This is a genomic window from Paenibacillus silagei (assembly GCF_017874735.1).
In the GTDB taxonomy this organism is placed as follows: Bacteria; Bacillota; Bacilli; order Paenibacillales; family Paenibacillaceae; genus Paenibacillus_AQ; species Paenibacillus_AQ silagei.
Genome location: NZ_JAGGLV010000015.1, coordinates 142,110 through 160,615 on the forward strand (window position 1 = coordinate 142,110; position 18,506 = coordinate 160,615).

General features: G+C 53.9%; 19 protein-coding genes. 12 read left to right on the top strand and 7 right to left on the bottom strand.

Going from position 1 to position 18,506, the window contains the following annotated elements:
* Positions 1-42: 42 nt before the first annotated feature.
* From J2Z70_RS21300 to J2Z70_RS21315, 4 genes are all read right to left on the bottom strand, one after another.
* Positions 43-873 carry an ABC transporter permease gene (locus J2Z70_RS21300; RefSeq protein WP_209876540.1) on the bottom strand — a complete coding sequence of 277 codons (831 nt, stop codon included), beginning with the start codon at positions 871-873 and terminating at the stop codon, positions 43-45.
* 27 nt (positions 874-900) lie between these two features.
* The gene (locus J2Z70_RS21305; RefSeq protein ID WP_245368404.1) at positions 901-1,716 is read right to left on the bottom strand and encodes an ABC transporter ATP-binding protein; all 816 of its coding nucleotides are present in this window, start codon (positions 1,714-1,716) and stop codon (positions 901-903) included.
* Positions 1,717-2,157: 441 nt separating this feature from the next.
* Entirely contained in the window at positions 2,158-2,649 is a 492-nt protein-coding gene (locus tag J2Z70_RS21310) for a GNAT family N-acetyltransferase (protein WP_209876543.1), read from the bottom strand.
* A 74-nt stretch (positions 2,650-2,723) separates the two neighbouring features.
* Positions 2,724-3,623 (bottom strand): NAD(P)-dependent oxidoreductase, encoded by a 900-nt coding sequence (locus J2Z70_RS21315; RefSeq protein ID WP_342593042.1) that lies wholly within the window; start codon positions 3,621-3,623, stop codon positions 2,724-2,726.
* A gap of 260 nt (positions 3,624-3,883) precedes the next feature.
* On the opposite strand from J2Z70_RS21315, the gene J2Z70_RS21320 reads away from it, so the two are divergent.
* The 3 genes from J2Z70_RS21320 to J2Z70_RS21330 all read left to right on the top strand — a co-directional run bounded on the left by J2Z70_RS21320 (position 3,884) and on the right by J2Z70_RS21330 (position 6,586).
* Complete coding sequence (locus tag J2Z70_RS21320) at positions 3,884-5,239, top strand: glucose-6-phosphate isomerase (RefSeq protein ID WP_036700477.1); 1,356 nt, start codon at positions 3,884-3,886, stop codon at positions 5,237-5,239.
* Between the two features lie 126 nt (positions 5,240-5,365).
* The gene (locus J2Z70_RS21325) at positions 5,366-5,998 is read left to right on the top strand and encodes a YigZ family protein (RefSeq protein WP_209876642.1); all 633 of its coding nucleotides are present in this window, start codon (positions 5,366-5,368) and stop codon (positions 5,996-5,998) included.
* 3 nt (positions 5,999-6,001) lie between these two features.
* The gene (locus J2Z70_RS21330) at positions 6,002-6,586 is read left to right on the top strand and encodes a TetR/AcrR family transcriptional regulator (protein ID WP_209876547.1); all 585 of its coding nucleotides are present in this window, start codon (positions 6,002-6,004) and stop codon (positions 6,584-6,586) included.
* 141 nt (positions 6,587-6,727) lie between these two features.
* On the opposite strand, the gene J2Z70_RS21335 is transcribed toward J2Z70_RS21330, so the two are convergent.
* Positions 6,728-7,129 carry a secondary thiamine-phosphate synthase enzyme YjbQ gene (locus J2Z70_RS21335; RefSeq protein ID WP_209876644.1) on the bottom strand — a complete coding sequence of 134 codons (402 nt, stop codon included), beginning with the start codon at positions 7,127-7,129 and terminating at the stop codon, positions 6,728-6,730.
* Positions 7,130-7,323: 194 nt separating this feature from the next.
* Here J2Z70_RS21335 and cysT point away from each other — a divergent pair, with 194 nt between their 5' ends.
* From cysT to J2Z70_RS21360, 5 genes are all read left to right on the top strand, one after another.
* A complete protein-coding gene (gene cysT, locus J2Z70_RS21340) occupies positions 7,324-8,139 on the top strand; it encodes a sulfate ABC transporter permease subunit CysT (protein WP_209876550.1) in 816 nt (271 codons plus the stop codon).
* Positions 8,136-8,933 carry a sulfate ABC transporter permease subunit gene (locus J2Z70_RS21345; protein WP_076082476.1) on the top strand — a complete coding sequence of 266 codons (798 nt, stop codon included), beginning with the start codon at positions 8,136-8,138 and terminating at the stop codon, positions 8,931-8,933. Before cysT ends, J2Z70_RS21345 begins: the two co-directional genes overlap by 4 nt.
* A 2-nt stretch (positions 8,934-8,935) precedes the next feature.
* Positions 8,936-10,000: a sulfate/molybdate ABC transporter ATP-binding protein gene (locus J2Z70_RS21350; RefSeq protein WP_036727567.1), complete on the top strand. Its 1,065-nt coding sequence runs from the start codon at positions 8,936-8,938 to the stop codon at positions 9,998-10,000.
* 30 nt (positions 10,001-10,030) lie between these two features.
* Positions 10,031-11,104: a sulfate ABC transporter substrate-binding protein gene (locus J2Z70_RS21355; RefSeq protein ID WP_209876552.1), complete on the top strand. Its 1,074-nt coding sequence runs from the start codon at positions 10,031-10,033 to the stop codon at positions 11,102-11,104.
* Positions 11,105-11,303: 199 nt separating this feature from the next.
* The gene (locus J2Z70_RS21360) at positions 11,304-12,086 is read left to right on the top strand and encodes an MBL fold metallo-hydrolase (protein WP_209876554.1); all 783 of its coding nucleotides are present in this window, start codon (positions 11,304-11,306) and stop codon (positions 12,084-12,086) included.
* Between the two features lie 185 nt (positions 12,087-12,271).
* Here J2Z70_RS21360 and J2Z70_RS21365 read toward each other — a convergent pair whose 3' ends face one another.
* Together J2Z70_RS21365 and J2Z70_RS21370 are read right to left on the bottom strand one after the other, a co-directional pair.
* Positions 12,272-13,249, bottom strand: coding sequence for an SDR family oxidoreductase (locus J2Z70_RS21365; RefSeq protein ID WP_209876556.1), 978 nt, complete (start codon positions 13,247-13,249; stop codon positions 12,272-12,274).
* A 210-nt stretch (positions 13,250-13,459) separates the two neighbouring features.
* Positions 13,460-14,383, bottom strand: a complete 924-nt coding sequence (locus J2Z70_RS21370) for an AraC family transcriptional regulator (RefSeq protein ID WP_245368405.1) — start codon at positions 14,381-14,383, stop codon at positions 13,460-13,462.
* A gap of 163 nt (positions 14,384-14,546) precedes the next feature.
* On the opposite strand from J2Z70_RS21370, the gene J2Z70_RS21375 reads away from it, so the two are divergent.
* The 4 genes from J2Z70_RS21375 to J2Z70_RS21390 all read left to right on the top strand — a co-directional run bounded on the left by J2Z70_RS21375 (position 14,547) and on the right by J2Z70_RS21390 (position 18,502).
* On the top strand, positions 14,547-15,191 hold the full coding sequence (locus J2Z70_RS21375; RefSeq protein WP_209876560.1) for a stage II sporulation protein M: 645 nt from the start codon (positions 14,547-14,549) through the stop codon (positions 15,189-15,191).
* 69 nt (positions 15,192-15,260) lie between these two features.
* Complete coding sequence (locus J2Z70_RS21380) at positions 15,261-15,863, top strand: TetR/AcrR family transcriptional regulator (protein ID WP_209876562.1); 603 nt, start codon at positions 15,261-15,263, stop codon at positions 15,861-15,863.
* Between the two features lie 278 nt (positions 15,864-16,141).
* Positions 16,142-16,723, top strand: a complete 582-nt coding sequence (locus J2Z70_RS21385) for a GNAT family N-acetyltransferase (protein WP_209876564.1) — start codon at positions 16,142-16,144, stop codon at positions 16,721-16,723.
* Positions 16,724-16,738: 15 nt separating this feature from the next.
* Positions 16,739-18,502 (top strand): ABC transporter ATP-binding protein, encoded by a 1,764-nt coding sequence (locus J2Z70_RS21390; RefSeq protein WP_209876566.1) that lies wholly within the window; start codon positions 16,739-16,741, stop codon positions 18,500-18,502.
* The last annotated feature ends 4 nt before the right edge of the window (positions 18,503-18,506 follow it).

Sequence of the window (18,506 nt, forward strand, 5' to 3'; positions counted from 1 at the left end):
GTATTTGCAATAAATTTTACCTTCAGCAAGCATACGTTACTGTCACCCTCCCTGGACGATAATGCTGTGTAATCTGCGTTTCATAATCATCCGGCCCGCCGCGATAAAGATAAGGCTCCAGAGGAGCTGTAAGCCGATGCCGGGCAATGCGGCGGCAGGAGCCACGCTGCCTATATATAGCTGCAGAGGGATGTCGGCGAATCCGCCAAACGGCTGCAGGTACAGGAAGGTCTGCATGAAATCAGGCCAGAGCCGCAGGGGGAGGTAGGTGCCGGACAATATGCCGCTTAGCAGTAGAAGCATATAGGTCGGTCCGTCCCCCCAAGTGATATTCAGCCGAATCGCAGTCACAAGCATAGCGAAGGCCGAGCACAGCACAAACGCCATAACCGCCGACAGAAGGAAATAGAATAGTGCAGGCAATGAGGCAGGGCCCCCTAGGGCATACCCGGCAGGCATCAGGAGCCCGGCGAGTACGGTGGCCAGCCCCCTGATCCAACTGGTGCCGAGCTTGCCGGCCGAGCTTTTGACAAACCAGTGGGTGTACAGGTTCATGGGCCGGCACAGCTCGATACCGACGTCGCCGTTGTTGATTTTGCTCATAATTTCGCTGTCGATGTTCATACTCTGGAGTACAAACAGCCCCTGAGCCAGCCAAACATAGGATATGGCCTGAGGGAGGCTGAGTCCGTTATTGTTCCAGGAGCCATTCTCGCTGTATGTATAGAACACGGTGAACAGCACACATTCTATAAGCGCCCAAAACACACCGACCATCGTGCCAGATATGGCGGACACCCGGTACTGGAGCCCTTCTGCCATGCGGATTCGGAAGAGGGAGCTGCAGGCCCGCCATGTATTTCTAAAGTTCATTGTGCACCTCCTGATGGGTGGATGGGCTTAACCCAAAGCCAAGTCATTGTACATAGCAGCAATCATCGCATCCGTGTTCACTTTCATGACGACCTCCGGCGCATATTTCTGCTGCAGACCTGAGAGCTGTCCGTCATAGAGCAGTTGGCCGTGCCCAATCACCATAACCCGCTGGCATAATGCCTCAATATCGTCCATATCATGAGTGGTCAGCAGCATCGTAATCCCATATTTCCGGTTCTCTTCCTTCAGGAAATTGCGCAGTGCCAGCTTGGATACCGCATCGAGTCCGATGGTTGGCTCATCCAGAAAGAGAAGCTTCGGCCGGTGCAGCAGCGCAGCTACCAGCTCACAGCGCATCCGTTGCCCGAGCGAAAGCTGTCTCACCGGGGTCCTTAAGAGCGCTTCCACACCAAGTGTTGCCGATAACTCCGATAGTCTTAAGCGGTAGTCGCCTGGGGGGATCGCATAAATATCCTTAAGCACGTCAAAAGAGTCTGCCACCGGAACATCCCACCATAACTGTGAGCGCTGGCCAAACACGACGCCGATCTTGGATACATGCTCTACACGGTGCTTCCACGGAATCTTGCCCAGGATGGTGCATTCTCCGCTGTCCGGTGTCAGGATGCCGCTCATCACTTTGACGGAGGTGGATTTACCGGCGCCATTCGGGCCAATGTAACCTACCAGTTCCCCCTCTTCGATATCAAAGCTGATCCCGCCAAGCGCGTCCACCCGGGTAACATTCCGCATAAAAGCGCCTCTCAGCAGCCCCCATTTTCCTTCAGGGCGTTTGTACACCTTGAAGCTTTTGCGGATCTCTCTCAGTCTGATTTGCATGTCAGTCGCCTCCTTCGTGCAGAAGATCATATCATCAGGGGAGGAGAGGGGGACAGCGGCACCGGGGGCCTTATTGATCCTTGCTGCCAGGCTGGCGGGGGGAGAAACATTTATTTTCTTCGTTTTCCATAAAAATGCTTGTTATGTTGACATTTCTGTGCTATATTAATTTTATAGTTAACGCAAGGAAAACGTATGTTTTTTTGTACATATACTGTAAAATAAACTTCCCGTACCGGTGATTAAATCACCGGTATTTTTGCGTTCTCACTCCTGACAAGAAGGCCATGCTCGCATAGTAAAAGGGCGCAGCCGATACTGCCTGGCTGCGCCCTGATTACGAGTTACATATACAGAATGTAGGTGAAAAACCGAACACAATAGGCTGCGCACCGGCACATGGTCCATTATCATGGTTCGCTCGGTAAAGTGATTCTGCTCTTAGCAGCCTGCCTCTGCCAACGGACCTGTACGCTCATATTCCCATATGCTCTCGCTGCTCCCCGCATCATAGATCTCTCCGGTACGGATGAAGCCGTGCTTCTCATAGAAGTGATGGTTCCGGACGGCCCACGAGGGAGTATCCAGCGTCCAGCGCTTGGCAGCAGGATACTGTACAAATAAGAAATGCAAAGCTTCATGCCCGAACCCTTGGTTCTGATATAAGGGATCGATAAAAATCCGGCCCAGATGACATTCCTCTTCTGTGGGCGACGGGAAGATTATCATCCCGCCGACAATTCCACCGTCTTTCAGAAGCTTGTAGTAATGGCCCTGCTGCATTTGTTCCGCCTGCCAGGGCACTGAATCATAACCGGGAGGGCCATCCTCCTCTTTATCCTGATATCGGCGGGCATCATCATCGAAGGTTCTTTTTTGTACATCCGCCAACATGGCCGCATCTTGTGGCCGGGCGAGTTCAAAGGTCAGCATTGAAACTTCCTCCCCTGTTTACAATAGTGTGTGAAACACCATCATAAACAGATTCTGAAAAAGCCGCCGTTACATTAGTTACCTTCGCCGATCTTCCGGCCGATCCAGTCTTCGTAGGATTTGACCACAGCGGACAGGTCCTCGTCGCCGTAGCCGTGATTGAAGCCTGCCTGGAACATGCTCTTGGCTACGCCGAGCATAGGGGAAGGGACGCCAGTGGAATCACTGAGCGAGGACGCCAGCTTGAGATCCTTGAGCATCAGGGCAAGGGAGAACTGGTTGCTGAAGTCGTTATCAATGATCTTCTGGCCCTTCAGCTCGGCCTGCTTGCTGCCTGCTGATCCGTTCTTCACCAGCTCCAGGAACTTATCTGCGGGTACCCCGGACTTCACCGCAATGGAGAAGCCCTCGGCGAGCGCGACATTGTGAATGCCGACCATGGCATTGTGAGCCAGCTTGGCTACAGCGCCGCTGCCGTTAGCGCCCATATGCAGCAGCAGACGGCCCATGGAGTCGAAGAGATCCCGGTGCTTCTCAATCACTTCGGCATGTCCGCCGACCATGAAGACCAGTGTGCCGTCGATAGCTGCCGGCTTGCTGCCGGTTACAGGGGCATCAAGGAAGCTGCCGCCCCGTGCTTCAACTTCAGCAGCGATCTCCTTTGCAAGGCCGGGGGAGATGGTGCTGGAATCGATTATGGTTGTTCCCGGCTGAAGGGTGGCGAGAATGCCATGGTCACCGTGGAAGACTTCACGGATCGAATCATCGTTGCTGATCATGGTAATAATAACATCCTTGCCTTCCGCGGCTGCCTGCGGTGTGGCGGCTGTCTTCGCACCTTCCTGTTCCAAAGGTTTGCATTTCTCTGCTGTACGGTTATACACCGTAACCTCAAAACCGCTTCGCAGCAGGTTCGACGCCATAGGTGCTCCCATTGTTCCGAGTCCGATAAAGCCGATGTGCTTCATTTCAATTCCACCTTTGCTTTCCTGAGATCATATTATAGAAACTAAGTTTGCCTTCATTCTATCAGAAGGTTACAGCCTGTTCCACAGAACAGGTCTGCTTATCTACTTAGTAACCGCTTTCAGTTATTTTTTCATAAACAGGGTTCGGAAAGCCGGGGATATGCCTTAAGACCTTGCCAGTCAAGGCAAATTAAAGTATTCTAGATTATAATGTTGCAACACACGGTGTCAAATCTAAAGAGATAAACAGGAGGCTACCATTACCGATGTCCAAGAAGATTAATTTTGACTACACCAAAGCCCTTTCCTTCTTCAGCCAGACCGAGATCGACTACTTCGCCGCTCCGGTGAAGCTGGCCCACGAACAATTGCATAACAAGAGCGGAGCAGGCTCCGATTACCTGGGCTGGATTGATCTTCCTACAGCTTATGACAAGGAAGAGTTCGCCCGTATTCAGCAGGCCGCCAAGAAGATTCAGAGTGATTCCGAAGTGCTGATCGTAATTGGTATCGGCGGCTCTTATCTGGGGGCACGCGCAGCTATCGAGGCGCTTTCGCATTCCTTTTACAATAACCTGTCCAAGGACAAGCGCAAGACACCGGAGGTTTATTTTGCCGGTAATAACATCAGCTCTACCTACATCACGCATCTGCTTGACCTGGTAGAAGGCAAAGACTTCTCCGTGAACGTAATCTCCAAATCCGGTACAACTACCGAGCCAGCTATTGCTTTCCGTATCTTCCGTGCAGCACTGGAGAAGAAATACGGTAAGGAAGAAGCACGCAAACGGATCTACGCTACAACAGACAAGGAGAAGGGCGCACTCAAGAAGCTGGCTAACGAAGAAGGCTATGAGTCGTTCATCATCCCTGATGATGTAGGCGGACGTTATTCCGTACTGACACCGGTAGGCCTTCTGCCTATCGCCGTAGCGGGAATTAACATTGAAGAAATGATGCAAGGGGCCGCAGCCGCAGCCGATGAGTTCAACAATCCCGATGTGGCTACGAACCAGAGCTATCAATATGCTGCAGTACGTAACGCGCTCTACCGCAAAGGCAAGACGACAGAAATCCTCGTGAACTACGAGCCGTCCCTGCACTTTGTCTCTGAATGGTGGAAGCAGCTGTACGGCGAAAGCGAAGGCAAGGACTTCAAGGGAATCTATCCGTCCTCGGTGGACTTCTCGACAGATCTGCACTCCATGGGCCAATTCATTCAGGAGGGTAACCGCAACATTTTCGAGACGGTTATTCAAGTGGAGAAGGTACAGCATCATGTAACGATCGAGAATGATCCGGATGATCTGGACGGCCTCAACTTCCTGACCGGCCAGACGATGGACTTCGTTAATAAGAAGGCATTCCAGGGAACTATGCTGGCGCATACCGATGGACAGGTGCCGAACCTGATCGTTACCATTCCTGACCAAACGCCGTATACTTTCGGCTATCTGGTGTACTTCTTCGAGAAGGCTTGCGGGATCAGCGGATACCTGCTGGGTGTGAATCCGTTCGACCAGCCGGGTGTTGAAGCCTATAAGAAGAACATGTTCGCACTGCTGGGCAAACCAGGCTACGAGAAAGAAAAGGCAGAACTGGAAGCAAGACTTACCGAATAGTCCCACTCTAACCGCAGATCATTCATAGTAAAGTAAGTCATCAGGGAGCAGTCCATAGGTAACCACTACCAGGGCTGCTCCTAATATATATCAAGTCATCACATGCAAAGTAAGGAATGGACAACAATGCTGGAACAATACAGGACGGTACGTACCCCCGGCTCGCGGGAGGTCGTAATCCGTAAATCACGCTTCATCGGGCATGTTATGCCGGTGGAGAACGAGGAAGAAGCTGTGCAATTTATCGATTCGATCAAGAAGCAGCACTGGAATGCTACGCATAACTGCTCTGCTTATATGATCGGGGAGAGGGATGAGATCCAGAGACAGTCGGATGACGGGGAACCGAGTGGAACGGCCGGGAAACCGATTTTGGAAGTAATCCGCAGCCAACAGGTGAAGAATGTCGCTATTGTAGTTACCCGTTATTTCGGAGGCATTATGCTGGGTGCAGGCGGGCTGATCCGGGCCTATACCGATGGCGCTGTACTGGCGCTGGAAGCCGGAGAGGTCATTACACGTGTGCTGAGACGGGAGGTATTCGTGGAAATCGAGTACACCTGGCTGGGCAAGGTGGAGAATGCACTGCGGGGCCGGAATATCCAGACCGGAGAGACTTTGTTTACGGATAAAGTTACACTGCTGTGTCTTCCGCGCAATGATGAAGGTGACGCATTTATCGCATGGATAACCGATCTTACGGAGGGGCAATCCCTCGTTACGGAAGGGCGGCGGCTTTACTACAGCGAAGGGGAATAGATTATGGCAAGAAGAGCAGTGGAACAGGAGTTGTCGAGAGAAAGAATTCTGGAGGCGGCGAGGCATCTTTTCATCACCAAAGGGTACCGTGCCATTTCGATGCGCAGCATTGGTCAGCACCTGGGTTACAGCCACGGCTCCCTGTATTACCATTTCAAAGAGAAGGCCGAACTCTTCTACGCTATTGTAGTAGAGGATTTCAATCATGTGGCTTCGCTGCTGAATCAAGCTATGACCTCTCCGCCTGAAGAGGGAATGACCCGGGTGGAGCAGCTGATTATGGAGTTCATCCGGTTCGGACTGGACCATCCGTATCAGTATGAGATCATGTTCATGATCCGCGACGAAGAGCTGCTGGCTTATTGCCGCGCAGAACAGGGCCGATGTTTTGAGTTATTCGCAAGCATTGTCCGCCGTCATATGAAGGAAGAAGGATATGTATCGGAGGACTGGCAGAACGTGCCGCTGACCTTATTCTTATCTGCTCACGGATTCATTTCGTATTATATTCAGGATAAAGTGTTGTTCGAAGATGTGAAGCAAGCTGCCCTGACACATGTCAAGGTATTAAGCCGCAGTTTATCATAAGCTGTTTTTTTTAACAGCTCGTACTTTAGAGCGTTGCATTGGTATAACTTTGCATGGTGAAAGTGTTATAGGAACTATAAATTGTATAGAGAGCAGCTTCGCGGTTCATGCGTGGCTGCTCTTCTACAAGGGCAGGCAGTGTTATCCTTCCATAATTTTGAGGTAGCACTGGCGTTGCCTTGGACCATCGAACTCGCAAAAATAAATGCCCTGCCAGCGGCCCAGCAGTACAGCCCCTTCATGAATGATAAGGGTCTGCGAAGGACCGGCCGTAATGGACTTTAAGTGGGAAGCCGTGTTGCCCTCGGCATGGCGGTATTTGGGATGCTCCCAGGGATAGACCTCATCCAGACGCATCAACACATCACGCTTCACATCAGGATCGGCGTTCTCGTTAATCGCAATCCCTGCGGTGGTGTGCGGGCAATAGACAATCAGCAGTCCGCTAAGTACTCCGCTATTCTTCACATAAGCCTGAACCTCGCGGGTAATATCCCGCATTTCATCCCGTTTGCCGGTGGTGATCTCCATAGTATGCAGCATCATGAACAGCCCCTCTCTGATTTGGATGTAACGAGTGCTACTTATACTTTAACCCAAAAACTAACAAAGTAATTGACGGCAGCAAGCGGTATTTGGTAAAGTAGGGATAACTTTAAACCAAGTATATTAATAGGAATAATCAAACCTTAAAGTTGAGTATACCGACCGGTTATCCGGAGGTGGGAGGTTGACCATTGAATTCGCTGATCAGGCACAAGGGCTGGACTTGGGGATTTAGATCAACAGTTGTACTGTATTTCGTCATTCTGATTGTGCTGCCGATCCTCGGGGTCTATTACAATTCATTCTCATCCGGGCTCGGAAGCTTCACGGAAAGTGTGAGCGATCCGATTGCCTGGAAATCGGTCTTATTAACACTTAAGCTGGCGGTCATTGCGGCTATTACGAATGTGCTGCTGGGCACGATGATCGCCTGGGTCCTTATCCGTTATAAGTTCCGGGGCAGGGCGCTGCTGAACAGTCTTGTCGATCTCCCGTTTGCTCTGCCTACTGCGGTTGGCGGACTGATGATTCTGCTGCTGCTGGGTCCGGGAAGCCTGATCGGGGGCCTTGCGGAATCACTGGGCTTCACGATTGTTTTTCACCAGCCTGCGATTGTGATTGCGATGGTCTTCGTCACCTTCCCCTTCGTCATCCGGGCAGTGCAGCCGCTGCTGGAGGAGCTGGACGCATCAGAAGAAGAGGCAGCCTATACGATGGGAGCGAAGCCGAGCCGGGTCTTCTTCCAGGTCATTCTTCCCTCTATGGCACCTGGCATGATCGGCGGCGGGATGCTGGCCTTCTCGCGGGCGCTCGCTGAGTTCGGTGCGGTTGTCCTCGTGGCAGGCAATATTCCGGGGCGCACGCTGGTGTCTTCCGTTTATATTTTCGGAGAGGTCGAAAGTGATAATCCGGCGGGAGCCGCCGCGGTGTCGATCATTCTGCTGACTTTATCCTTCCTGATTCTCTGGCTGATCAGCCTTATGCAGATGCGGGGGAGAAGATCATGAGAAGATTGTGGATTGGACTGACCTATCTCGTGTTCTTCGTCCTGATCGCAGCTCCGCTTGGCAGAATGACAATGGGGGCCTTCAGCGAAGGCTGGAGCGGCTTCTGGAACGCCCTGACCCGGCCGGAGGCACTTCATGCGCTGCTGATGACCGGATACGTTGTGGTGGTTGTGACGCTGTTGAATACGCTGTTTGGTATTATGACAGCCCTGTATCTGGTGCGGGCGAACTGGCTGGGGCGGCGTCTCAAAAGCCTGCTGAACAGCATCGTGGATCTGCCTTATGCCGTATCGCCGGTTATCGGCGGGCTGATGATCGTTCTGCTGCTCGGGCCGGACAGTGCGCTGGGTGCGTTGTTTGAACAAATCGGAGTGAAGATTGTGTATGCTTTTCCGGGAATGGTAATTGCTACGCTGTTCGTTACATTCCCGCTGATGGTGCGTGAGGTGATGCCGGTGCTGCAAGAGATCGGCTCCCAGCAGGAGGAGGCTGCGTCCACACTTGGCGCCTATGGCTGGACGACCTTCTGGAAGGTGACCTGGCCGTCGATCCGCTGGGCGGTCATCTATGGAGTGATTCTGACGGTGGCCCGCTCGCTGGGTGAGTTCGGTGCAGTGCTCGTTGTTTCAGGCAATATTATGAACCGGACCCAGACGGCTACCACACTGGTCTATCAGGATGTCGAGAATTTCAATGTTACGGCTGCGGGCGGGATAGCACTGGTGCTGGCCGCATTCTCCGCAGGACTGCTGCTGCTTATGGAATGGAGCAAGAGAAGAAAGGGAGGGCACTAATTATGCATGTAGAGGTGCGGGGACTCGATAAGCATTTTGGCGATTTTCATGCGGTGAAGGATGTCCATTTCGGCATTACCAAAGGCCATCTGATTGGGCTGCTTGGCCCAAGCGGCGGCGGCAAAACCTCCATCCTGCGGATGCTGGCGGGCCTTGAGACGCCGGACAGCGGCGAGATTATTTTCCACGGCCGGGCGGTGAACCATCTTCCGCCGCAGGAGCGTGAGATCGGCTTTGTCTTCCAGAACTATGCGCTGTTCAAGCATATGACGGTGTTCGAAAATATCGCCTTCGGCCTGAAAGTCAAGAAAGCTAGTAAGTCAGTCATCCGTGACCGCGTCACCGAGCTGGTGGAGCTGACCGGACTGAAGGGCTTCGAGAGCCGGTATCCGCATCAGCTGTCCGGGGGGCAGCGCCAGCGGGTGGCTTTTGCCCGGGCGCTGGCCCCTGAGCCGCAGCTGCTGCTGCTGGATGAGCCGTTCGCGGCGATTGATGCGAAGATCCGCCAGGAGCTGCGTTCCTGGCTGCGGGAGCTGATCGAACGTGTCGGAATCACCTCTATCTTCGTCACCCACGACCAGGATGAGGCTATTGAAGTAGCGGATGAGATTATGATCATTAACCAGGGGCGGCTGGAGCAGAAGGGTACGCCTTGGGATATCTATAAAGAGCCGAAGACACCATTCGTGGCAACCTTTATCGGGGAATCGACGCTGATCGGGAGTGCTTCCGAGCTGAAGGGCTTCGAAGGCGCAGGCGGCGGTAAGCCGACCAAGGCGCTGATCCGTCCGGAATATATTGAGGTAGGCCATCTGCATGAATTCAAAATAGCTTCGGCCACGGAGCAGGGCGTTGTGAAGCATCTGCATTTCCGCGGCAGTGAATGGCTGGTGGAGGTTGAGATCAATGGACATAAGCTGGTCACCTACCGCTCTCTGGAGAAAGAAACGCTGACTCCGGGGCAGGAAATATCTGTGCTGGTACACCGCGCCTACCTGTTCAATGAGGAGCGGAGCTGGATTCAGGAGAATGGCCTTAAGAAAGATCCGATGCCTGTATTTATCTAAAAAATAAATGATGTGGGATGTGTCGCCGGTATGAGGCTTATCAGAAGGAGCAGACAACTGCACGGATGGCTGACGGTCTTACTGCTGGCGGTGTTCGCCCTGACCGCTGCCGGCTGCGGGAATGAGCAGCCGGATGCAGGAGAGGGAGGTGCGCCGCCGCAGGGAGATCTAACGCTTGTGGTGGGCGCCTACAGCGTGGTGAAGGATGCCATGGGCGAGATTCTCCCCGGGTTCGCGGAGAAGTGGAAGGCGGATACCGGTCAAACTATCGTATTCCAGCAGTCCTATGAAGCTTCAGGCACTCAGGCTAGGGCAATTGCCGGCGGCTTCGAGGCGGATGTCACGCTGCTTGCCATGGAAGGCGATATCGGGAAGCTGGTCAAGGCGGGCCTTGTGGAGAAGGACTGGAAGAAGCGAGGCGGTGAGGCGGGCATGGTGACGCGGTCGGTTGTGGCCCTGGGGACGCGGGAGGGCAATCCGAAGGGAATTCATGATTTTGCCGATCTGGCGAAGCCGGGGGTCAAGGTGCTCTACCCTAATCCGAAGACCTCCGGCGGTGCCCAGTGGGACATCAACGCGATCTACGGGGCCGGCCTGAAGCGTTCTGAGGAGCAGGAGGGGGCGAAAGACCCTGCGGCTGCCAAGGCCTTCCTGGAGAGCATACACAGGAACGTCGAATCTCTGGATAAAAGCGGGCGGGCCTCCATGGCTGCCTTCGAGTACGGCGTAGGCGATGTGATCGTCACTTATGAGAATGAGCTGCTGGCGCGGATTGCAGAGGGTGTGAAGTATGAGGTGGTCATCCCGAAGAATACGATTCTGATCGAGAATCCTGCGGCCGTGGTGGATAAATACGCAGATAAGCACGGTACCCGTGCGGCCGCAGAAGCGCTGGTCGATTATCTGACGACGCCTGAGGCGCAGGAGATATTCGCCAAGTTCGGCTTCCGTCCCGTGAACCAGCAGGTCTATGCGGTACATGAGAGCCAGTATCCGGTTCCTGCCGGGCTGTTCGATATCAGCTATCTTGGCGGCTGGGAGGAAGTCCGCACCACGCTGTACTCCAAGCGGGGCATATGGTATCAGGTGCTGGCCGGGATCTAGGCGGGTAGTTGAGACGGAAGAGGATTAGAAGACACCTGCTTATTGTGGAGTGCGAAGGATTAAGGGAGCTGTTCTCCGGCCGGATCAGGCTGAAGGACGGCTCTTTACTGTCTTACAGGCCGGGGTGCAAAGGACCGGCTGTTGTTCTATAATGAACTGATGGATATTCGAGAAAAAAGACGATGAGGTGGGCAGGCATATGGATACATTAGTGTTCCTTGGAACAGGGGATGCCATGGGTGTACCCCGGGTCTACTGTGATTGTGAGACCTGTACGGAAGCAAGAAGCACCGGGCGCAATAACCGCCTGCGTTCTTCTGTGCTTATAGATAACGGCAGCGGCTTCCTGGCGATTGACTGCGGACCGGACTGGCGGAGACAGATGGAGCTGCAGGGGAACCGCACCATGAAGCGTCTGCTCGTGACACATGCGCATTTCGATCATATCGGCGGGCTGCCGGAATGGGCGGACAGCTGCCGCTGGATGGGCTTCCGGGGAGAGCTGTACGCTCCGGCGGAGGTCATTCCCGTCATCCAGCGCCAATACCCGTGGCTCAGCGGGCATATCGACATGATCCCTTGCGATGACGGCATTACGCTGGATGGCTGGCAGATTAGCACATGGCGGGTGAACCATGGCAAGAATGGTTACTCCTATGCCTACAGGCTGGAGAAGGAGGGATATATCTGGGTGTACTGCCCGGACTCGATCTCTCTGACCACGGAGGAAACCAGGCGTATGCATGGAGCGGACCTGCTGGTGCTGGGAACCAGCTTTTATTACGAGGCAGCTGAATTGTCCACCCGCTCTGTGTATGATATGACTGAAGCCGCCGATCTGCTGGAGAAGGTACAGCCGCGCCGCGCGGTCTACACGCATATGTCGCATGATATCAATCTGGAGAAGGATTATATTCTGCCGGAGAAGGTTACGCTGGCCGTTACGGGGATGAGGCTTCCGCTGTGCCGGGAGCAGATCTGAGTATTGAAGGGAAGCAACAGGTTCACGGATAACCCAAAAAGGAGCTTTCCAGAAAGTTAGTTTGTACTGACTTTTTGGAAGGCTCTTGCTCGTTGTTTAGGAATTATGATTTTCTTTTGTTGGGATGGGCTCCATGCTTCATAGCCAGTAACTTTGTTCTTTGTACGATCATTTATGGGGTTTGCTTAACGCAGCGATTGGTCTGTAAAATAATCACCCTGTGCGATTTCGGCCAGCAGGCCGCGCTCCTGCGGGTTCCAGCCGAAACGCTCGCGGGTCAATGCTGAAGACACGGGATTGTCGGTCGAGACAAACGGGCCCAGCCAGCCGAAATACGAAGCGGCTTCTTCCATTTGTATCTGCTTGGACGGCACACTCGCCTCCCGCGCAATCGCTTCCGCAATCTGCCTGAAGGGCAAGCCTTCTTCCCCGGCAGCATGGAGCCGCGTGCCCGCCGGAGCCTGCTCTACGGCCAGCCTGAATAGACGCGCCGCATCAAGCCGGTGTACGGCGGGCCAATGATTGGTTCCTTGCCCGATATAGGCGGCAGCGCCCTTGGATCTTGCGGCCCGGATCAGGGAGGGCAGCAGGCCGCCTTGGTCGCCGTTGCCGTATACGATCGGTGGCAGACGTACCAGCGATGCCCGGACGCCGGATCCGGCAAGTGCGAGCACAGCCTTCTCCGACGCCACCCGTCCTCCTCCGATAGATGAGGCATCTCCTGCATCCTCCTCGGTCGCCAGCCTTCCGGGAGTGAGCGTCATAGTGGGGATCGCAATTACAAGCGCTCCAGACCGCCCGGACTGCCCGGCTCCCAATGTCTGAATGGCGTGGCAATCCGTGCCGACTGCTGCTGCCATGAAACGGGCCGCCGCCCGCCCCGGACTTCCGCCCAGCATAATCCGCAGTTTTGCCGGAAGGCCGGCATGGGAGAACTTATGATAGAATGCCGTATGCACAACAGCATCGGCCTGAGCTGCTTCCCGGCGCAAAAGCTCCGTATTCTCAATAGAGCCGCGAACAGCTCTCGTTCCAGCCGCCTCCAGCCGCTCGGCCGCTTCCTTGGAGCGTACCAGCCCGGCCACTTCATGTCCGCCCTCAAGCAGTTCCCGGACCACTGCCGACCCGATAAAGCCGCTTGCTCCCGTTACAAAAATCCGCATTCCGGTATCCTCCTTATAGAATCAAGCCTCTAAATCCCTGTACAAAGCAGCTTGTTCCAACGATGATTTCCGCTTCGCCGCTTGGCTTATCCGGATAAGATCAGTATAGACGGCCCGATACCCTTTCATTTGACTGTTCTGCTTGATTTCTTGCCCGATTCAACGGAAAAGCCCCCCGTTGACAAGATCGGAGGGCTTGCTGGGTAGCATTCAGGAGATGAGGCCCGATTTCCACTTGGCGATATCCCGGCTCGGCGGATTGCCGAAGAAGCGGCTGTAATCCCGGCTGAACTGGGAATCGCTGATATACCCGACCAGCCGGCAAGCTGTTGTGATATCCCGCCCGCCGGAAAGCATCAGCCGCCGTGCCTCCTGAAGCCGGAGCGCCTTCTGATACTGCAGCGGACTCATTGAGGTCACCGACTTGAAATATTCGCGGAACGAGGATTCGCTGAGATGAACCATGGCGGCCAGCTCGGCAATAGTCAGTGATTCCGCGAAGTGGCTCCGCAGCCAATCGATCGCTTTGGCGACGCGCTGGACATTCGATCCGGCCAGCACAGTCTCGGCCACATACACGCCGATTGGACTACGCAGCAGCCGGACGAAAATCTCATCCGCTGCAAGCGAGGCCAGCAGGCCGTTATCGCCGGGCTCGTCCAGACACGCGACCAGCCTGGCTACCGCGCCGATCAAGGCAGGTTCGCCTTCCAGCACATAGCTTGCGCTGCGCTTGCCGGTTTTTGGCAGACCGTTAGGGTAGATCTTCGGTATCAGCGCAGCGATTTTGTGCGGATCGAGATAGACGCCTACTCCAAGGAAAGGCTCCGAAGAGCTTGCCTGAATCGTTTGCATGCTGATGGGCACCGCTACGGGCGCAACAAGGATACGTGAGCCGCTGTATTCGGAGGTCTGTTTGCCGATCTTGATGATTTTGGTCCCCTGCGCTGCAATCCCCACGGTTGGCCACTGCATCGTGTACATGTAATCGGACGGCTCTGTTCTGGAGTAGCGGTTGAAATACAATCCTTGTATCGCTGTCTCGGCAGTCCCGTCACGTGTAACATGAGCCTCGATCAGCCGGGCCAGCCGGAGCGTTTCCTGCCGTGTTTGCTCTTCTGCTACTACCTCCATATGTGTTTTGGCCATGACCATTCATTCATCCTCTCTCCATCAACCATCCATGCTTGGTGCAAGTATACAATATTCAGATTGACGAAGCATAAGAATTCATGTATTGTAACACTACCGACTATTTAGTCGGTAGTGTTACAATACATTTTCCAGGAGGGTCACCATGAAGCAATCTGTACGCAAGCTGAAATTCATCCGCAAGCCCATCGAGATTATTAAGGAGAACAAGAAGGCCTTCATTCTGATGAATGCTGTATTCTACGGGCTGCTGCTGCTCACCATGATTGTTACGGCTATATTCCCCGACTTGCAGGCGAAGACGATTGATAATGCCAATCAGCAGCTCTCGGCCCCTTGGCTGGAATCGACGGTGGTGGCTGCCTATACGAACGGAAATGTAGGACTGGCGAGCATATATACGTTCCTGGTGAATCTGATTCTCGGCACGTTCCTGAGCATGACCTTGCCTTCGCTGGTGATCCCTTTTGCGGGGCTTATCATGGGGGGATACCGCGCTATTTTCTGGGGGATGACCTTTGCTCCGCTTAATGGTGTTACAGGACTGCTTCCGCATTATCTGACACTGCTGATAGAAGGGCAGGCCTACGTTATCGCTATGTTCGCCATCGTTATCCAGGGAAGATCCTTGCTGTTTCCGCGCCGTATCGGACTCGCTTCCCGCTGGAACGGATACAAACAAGGCCTGATCCAGAGCGCCTGGCTCTATCTGCCGGTTATTCTCCTTTTGGTCGTCGGGGGCGTGTATGAAGCCATTGAATTGATTGTGCTTGCGCCGCCGGGGAATTAGTTTGAGTTCAGGGGGAATTCAGATATGATAGGGTACAACGAACCTTAAGAACAACCCCAGGAGGCTATGATGGCTAGACAAAGATTACAGGCTGATGAATCGAAATCATTCATTCTATCCCAGGCCCGCACACTATTCATTAAGAACGGCTACAAAGGAACGACCATGGACGGTCTGTGTGAAATTACGAATCTCAGCAAAGGCAACCTCTATCATCACTTTAAAAATAAGGAGGACATCTTCCTTCAGTTGCTCGAAGATTATGTGGAGCAGTTGTCACTCAAGTGGGATAGTGCCGAGTATCAGTCTCTCTCGCCTGCCCATCAGCTGTTAACGCTGGCGGATCTGTTTGGCAGAGAATGTGAGAATCCCTTGCTGACCGTAGCTGAAGAGTACTTCAAGACACTCCCGGAGGACTCGCCCAAGACATTGAAAGTAGCAGAAAGTCTGGAGCTGATCCCTAACTCTATCAATGAAGCTGTACAAAAAGGCGTGGATCAGCAACTCTTCACAGGAACGGATGCGGAGTCCTTGAGCTTCGCCATATTGTCCATGCTTGTAGGTGCAACCCAGCTATGTTTAGCCATGCCCAACTTAAACAGCGATCAATATGCGTCTATGCATGTCAATGCGATTGAACTTCTGTTATCCGGCATAGCCGCAGGCAAATAGGGGAGAGGTTCTCCCCTGTATTTCTTCAAGTGATTATCTTCCAATGTATTTCAGCCCTAAGACCGATACGGGAATCCGCCCCCCGCCGCTGGGGTCCTTGCCAGGGGTCTAGTACACTAGTGGCATCGGAGCCGCAGAGAGTGAGCCCACGACGGGGTCGACTTCCAGTTTTATGAATATGATGCGTATATTTCTTTATTTTCAAAAAGAGAAGGAGGTACTATACTAAAACGATGTGCCATAATCCAATCAATCGATCATCGTGGAGGTTTATGAATATGAGTAATGATTTAATCCCGATTCTACTGGATATTCCAGAGAGCTTTGAGACAGAGCGCCTGCTTGTCCGTGCTATGCGGGCTGGAGACGGTAAAGAAATGAATGAAGCCATCCGTGAGAGTCTCGATGAGCTGAAGCCGTGGATGCCCTTTGCCCGGAGTATGCCGGCAGTGGAGGAAACCGAGCAATATGTCCGTGAATCGCAAGTAGCTTATCTGAACCGGACTACCTTGAACATGTTGATAACCCGGAAGCTGGACGGCCAATTCGTGGGCAACATAGGCATGCACCATATAGATTGGGATTGCCGCCGGTTTGAAGTAGGCTACTGGATCAGAAGCTCCTGCTCTGGCAATGGGTACATGACGGAGGCGGTGAACGGGATCACAGATTTTTCCATCCAGGTGCTTGAAGCCAACCGGATTGAAATCCGTTGCAGCGCCCTTAACGGGAGAAGCGCCGCTGTCGCGGAGCGTGCTGGGTTTACACTCGATGGCATTCTCCGCAAAAGCACCCGTGAGCCGGACGGGGAACTCCATGACAGCAAGGTATATGCCAAGGTGCGGGGTGCAGAATTCTAAAGGGGAGCTGATGATGTGAAGAAGAAAGGCGCTTTTGCCAGATTAGGTACATACATGCTTAGGCATAAGCTGATCTATGCTGTATTGCTGTTGGTGACGTTATTCAGTATTGTGCTCGATCTTACGATGGCCTGGTTCCTGGCCCGGATTACGGATGCTGCTGTCCGGCTGGATGTGGAGGCGTTCAAGGGACTTACCTGGTTCGGGATTCTATTCTTGCTGGTTACGGGATTGAATACCTTCGTCAGTGCGTATCTCAAAACCAATGTATCGGCCAAAATCAGAAATGAGCTGCGTCAGGACATGATGGGGCATACGCTGGCCTTGCCGCAGTCTTATTTCGACCGCAATCATTCCGGTGATTTGTTGTCCCGGTTCACGAATGACAATCAGTCGGTGGGGGAAGCGTGCGGGCAGGTGATGCTGGATCTGCTGCGCAACCCGCTGCTGGCGGTAGCCTCCTTCGGCTATCTGCTCTATATTAACTGGCTGCTGGCGCTGATCTGCCTGTCCATCGGTCCGCTGCTGTTCCTGACCGGTAAAATCTTCGGCAATGCGATGCGCATCAACAGTGTGCGGGTGCAGGAAAGTATGAGCCGGACTACGGCTTTTCTGAACGATATTCTGGGCAGCAGTATGGTGTTCAAGGCATTCTCCATGGAGCGCAGGCTGCAGAAGCAATATGTTGGCTACAGTGAGGATATTGCCTCAGGGGAGAAAAAGAAAGCGAGAATCGAAGGAGCCACCGGAGCGATCTCCTCCTTGCTGGGGAATCTGACCTTCCTGCTGGCGCTGGTGATTGCCGGGTGGTTCGTGGCGAATGGAAGCCTTGAGGTTGGGGCGATGATTGCCTTCATTCAGCTGATGAATTATCTGGTTGGGCCGTTCTCGTCCCTGCCGGGCCTGGTCGCTTCCATGCAGCAGTCGCTGGGTGCGGCGGAACGGATCTTCGAGGTGATGGATGCGCCTGCTGAGGTTGAGGTGCTGCCTGAGGTCCAGACGGAGCTGCCGGGGTTCGGGGAGCTTCAGCTCGCAGAGGTGTCATTTAGCTATCCGGGCAGTGAGAAGCAGAGCCTTAACAAGGTTAGTCTGGAGCTGGCACGCGGCCAGCAAATGGCCGTAGTAGGTCCGAGCGGCGGCGGGAAATCCACCCTGTTCAAGCTGCTGCTGGGCTTCTACCAGACGGATGCAGGTGAGGTTGCGATCAACGGCCGTCCGATCAGCAGAATACCGCTGGCAGAGCTGCGCAGCTACTTCGCCTATGTGCCTCAGGAGTCGGGCCTGTATTCCGGGAGCATCCGGGACAATATCGAGAGCGGCAAGCCCGGTGCGTCAGACGAAGAGATTGTCGAGGCGCTGCGGCAGGCGAATGCGTATGAGTTCGTGACGGAGCTGCCGGAAGGCATACACACGGATATTGGCGAGCATGGCTCCCGGTTGTCCGGCGGTCAGAAGCAGCGGCTGTCCATTGCCAGAGCGATGCTCAAAAATGCGCCGATTCTGCTGCTGGATGAAGCTACGGCTGCCCTTGACAATGAGTCGGAGCGAATGGTCCAGCAGGCGATCCGTAAGCTGATGAAGGATAAGACAACGCTTGTAATCGCCCACCGGCTCTCAACGATCCAGAATGCCGATGTCATCCTGGTGATGGAGAACGGGGAGATTGTGGAGCGGGGCGGACATGAGGAGCTGCTTGCGGCGGAGGGACGGTACTCGGATCTGTATCATTCCCAGCTGGAACGGGAGGCGGCGGAGGAACAGTTAACCACTATAGCCTAACTTG

Bases quoted from the DNA above. Each gene is read 5' to 3' on its own strand.
- J2Z70_RS21300 (WP_209876540.1), bottom strand. From the start codon at position 873: ATGAACTTTAGAAATACATGGCGGGCCTGCAGCTCCCTCTTCCGAATC.
- J2Z70_RS21305 (WP_245368404.1), bottom strand. From the start codon at position 1,716: ATGCAAATCAGACTGAGAGAGATCCGCAAAAGCTTCAAGGTGTACAAA.
- J2Z70_RS21310 (WP_209876543.1), bottom strand. From the start codon at position 2,649: ATGCTGACCTTTGAACTCGCCCGGCCACAAGATGCGGCCATGTTGGCG.
- J2Z70_RS21320 (WP_036700477.1), top strand. From the start codon at position 3,884: ATGTCCAAGAAGATTAATTTTGACTACACCAAAGCCCTTTCCTTCTTC.
- J2Z70_RS21325 (WP_209876642.1), top strand. From the start codon at position 5,366: ATGCTGGAACAATACAGGACGGTACGTACCCCCGGCTCGCGGGAGGTC.
- J2Z70_RS21330 (WP_209876547.1), top strand. From the start codon at position 6,002: ATGGCAAGAAGAGCAGTGGAACAGGAGTTGTCGAGAGAAAGAATTCTG.
- J2Z70_RS21335 (WP_209876644.1), bottom strand. From the start codon at position 7,129: ATGCTGCATACTATGGAGATCACCACCGGCAAACGGGATGAAATGCGG.
- J2Z70_RS21345 (WP_076082476.1), top strand. From the start codon at position 8,136: ATGAGAAGATTGTGGATTGGACTGACCTATCTCGTGTTCTTCGTCCTG.
- J2Z70_RS21350 (WP_036727567.1), top strand. From the start codon at position 8,936: ATGCATGTAGAGGTGCGGGGACTCGATAAGCATTTTGGCGATTTTCAT.
- J2Z70_RS21355 (WP_209876552.1), top strand. From the start codon at position 10,031: ATGAGGCTTATCAGAAGGAGCAGACAACTGCACGGATGGCTGACGGTC.
- J2Z70_RS21360 (WP_209876554.1), top strand. From the start codon at position 11,304: ATGGATACATTAGTGTTCCTTGGAACAGGGGATGCCATGGGTGTACCC.
- J2Z70_RS21365 (WP_209876556.1), bottom strand. From the start codon at position 13,249: ATGCGGATTTTTGTAACGGGAGCAAGCGGCTTTATCGGGTCGGCAGTG.
- J2Z70_RS21370 (WP_245368405.1), bottom strand. From the start codon at position 14,383: ATGGAGGTAGTAGCAGAAGAGCAAACACGGCAGGAAACGCTCCGGCTG.
- J2Z70_RS21375 (WP_209876560.1), top strand. From the start codon at position 14,547: ATGAAGCAATCTGTACGCAAGCTGAAATTCATCCGCAAGCCCATCGAG.
- J2Z70_RS21380 (WP_209876562.1), top strand. From the start codon at position 15,261: ATGGCTAGACAAAGATTACAGGCTGATGAATCGAAATCATTCATTCTA.
- J2Z70_RS21385 (WP_209876564.1), top strand. From the start codon at position 16,142: ATGAGTAATGATTTAATCCCGATTCTACTGGATATTCCAGAGAGCTTT.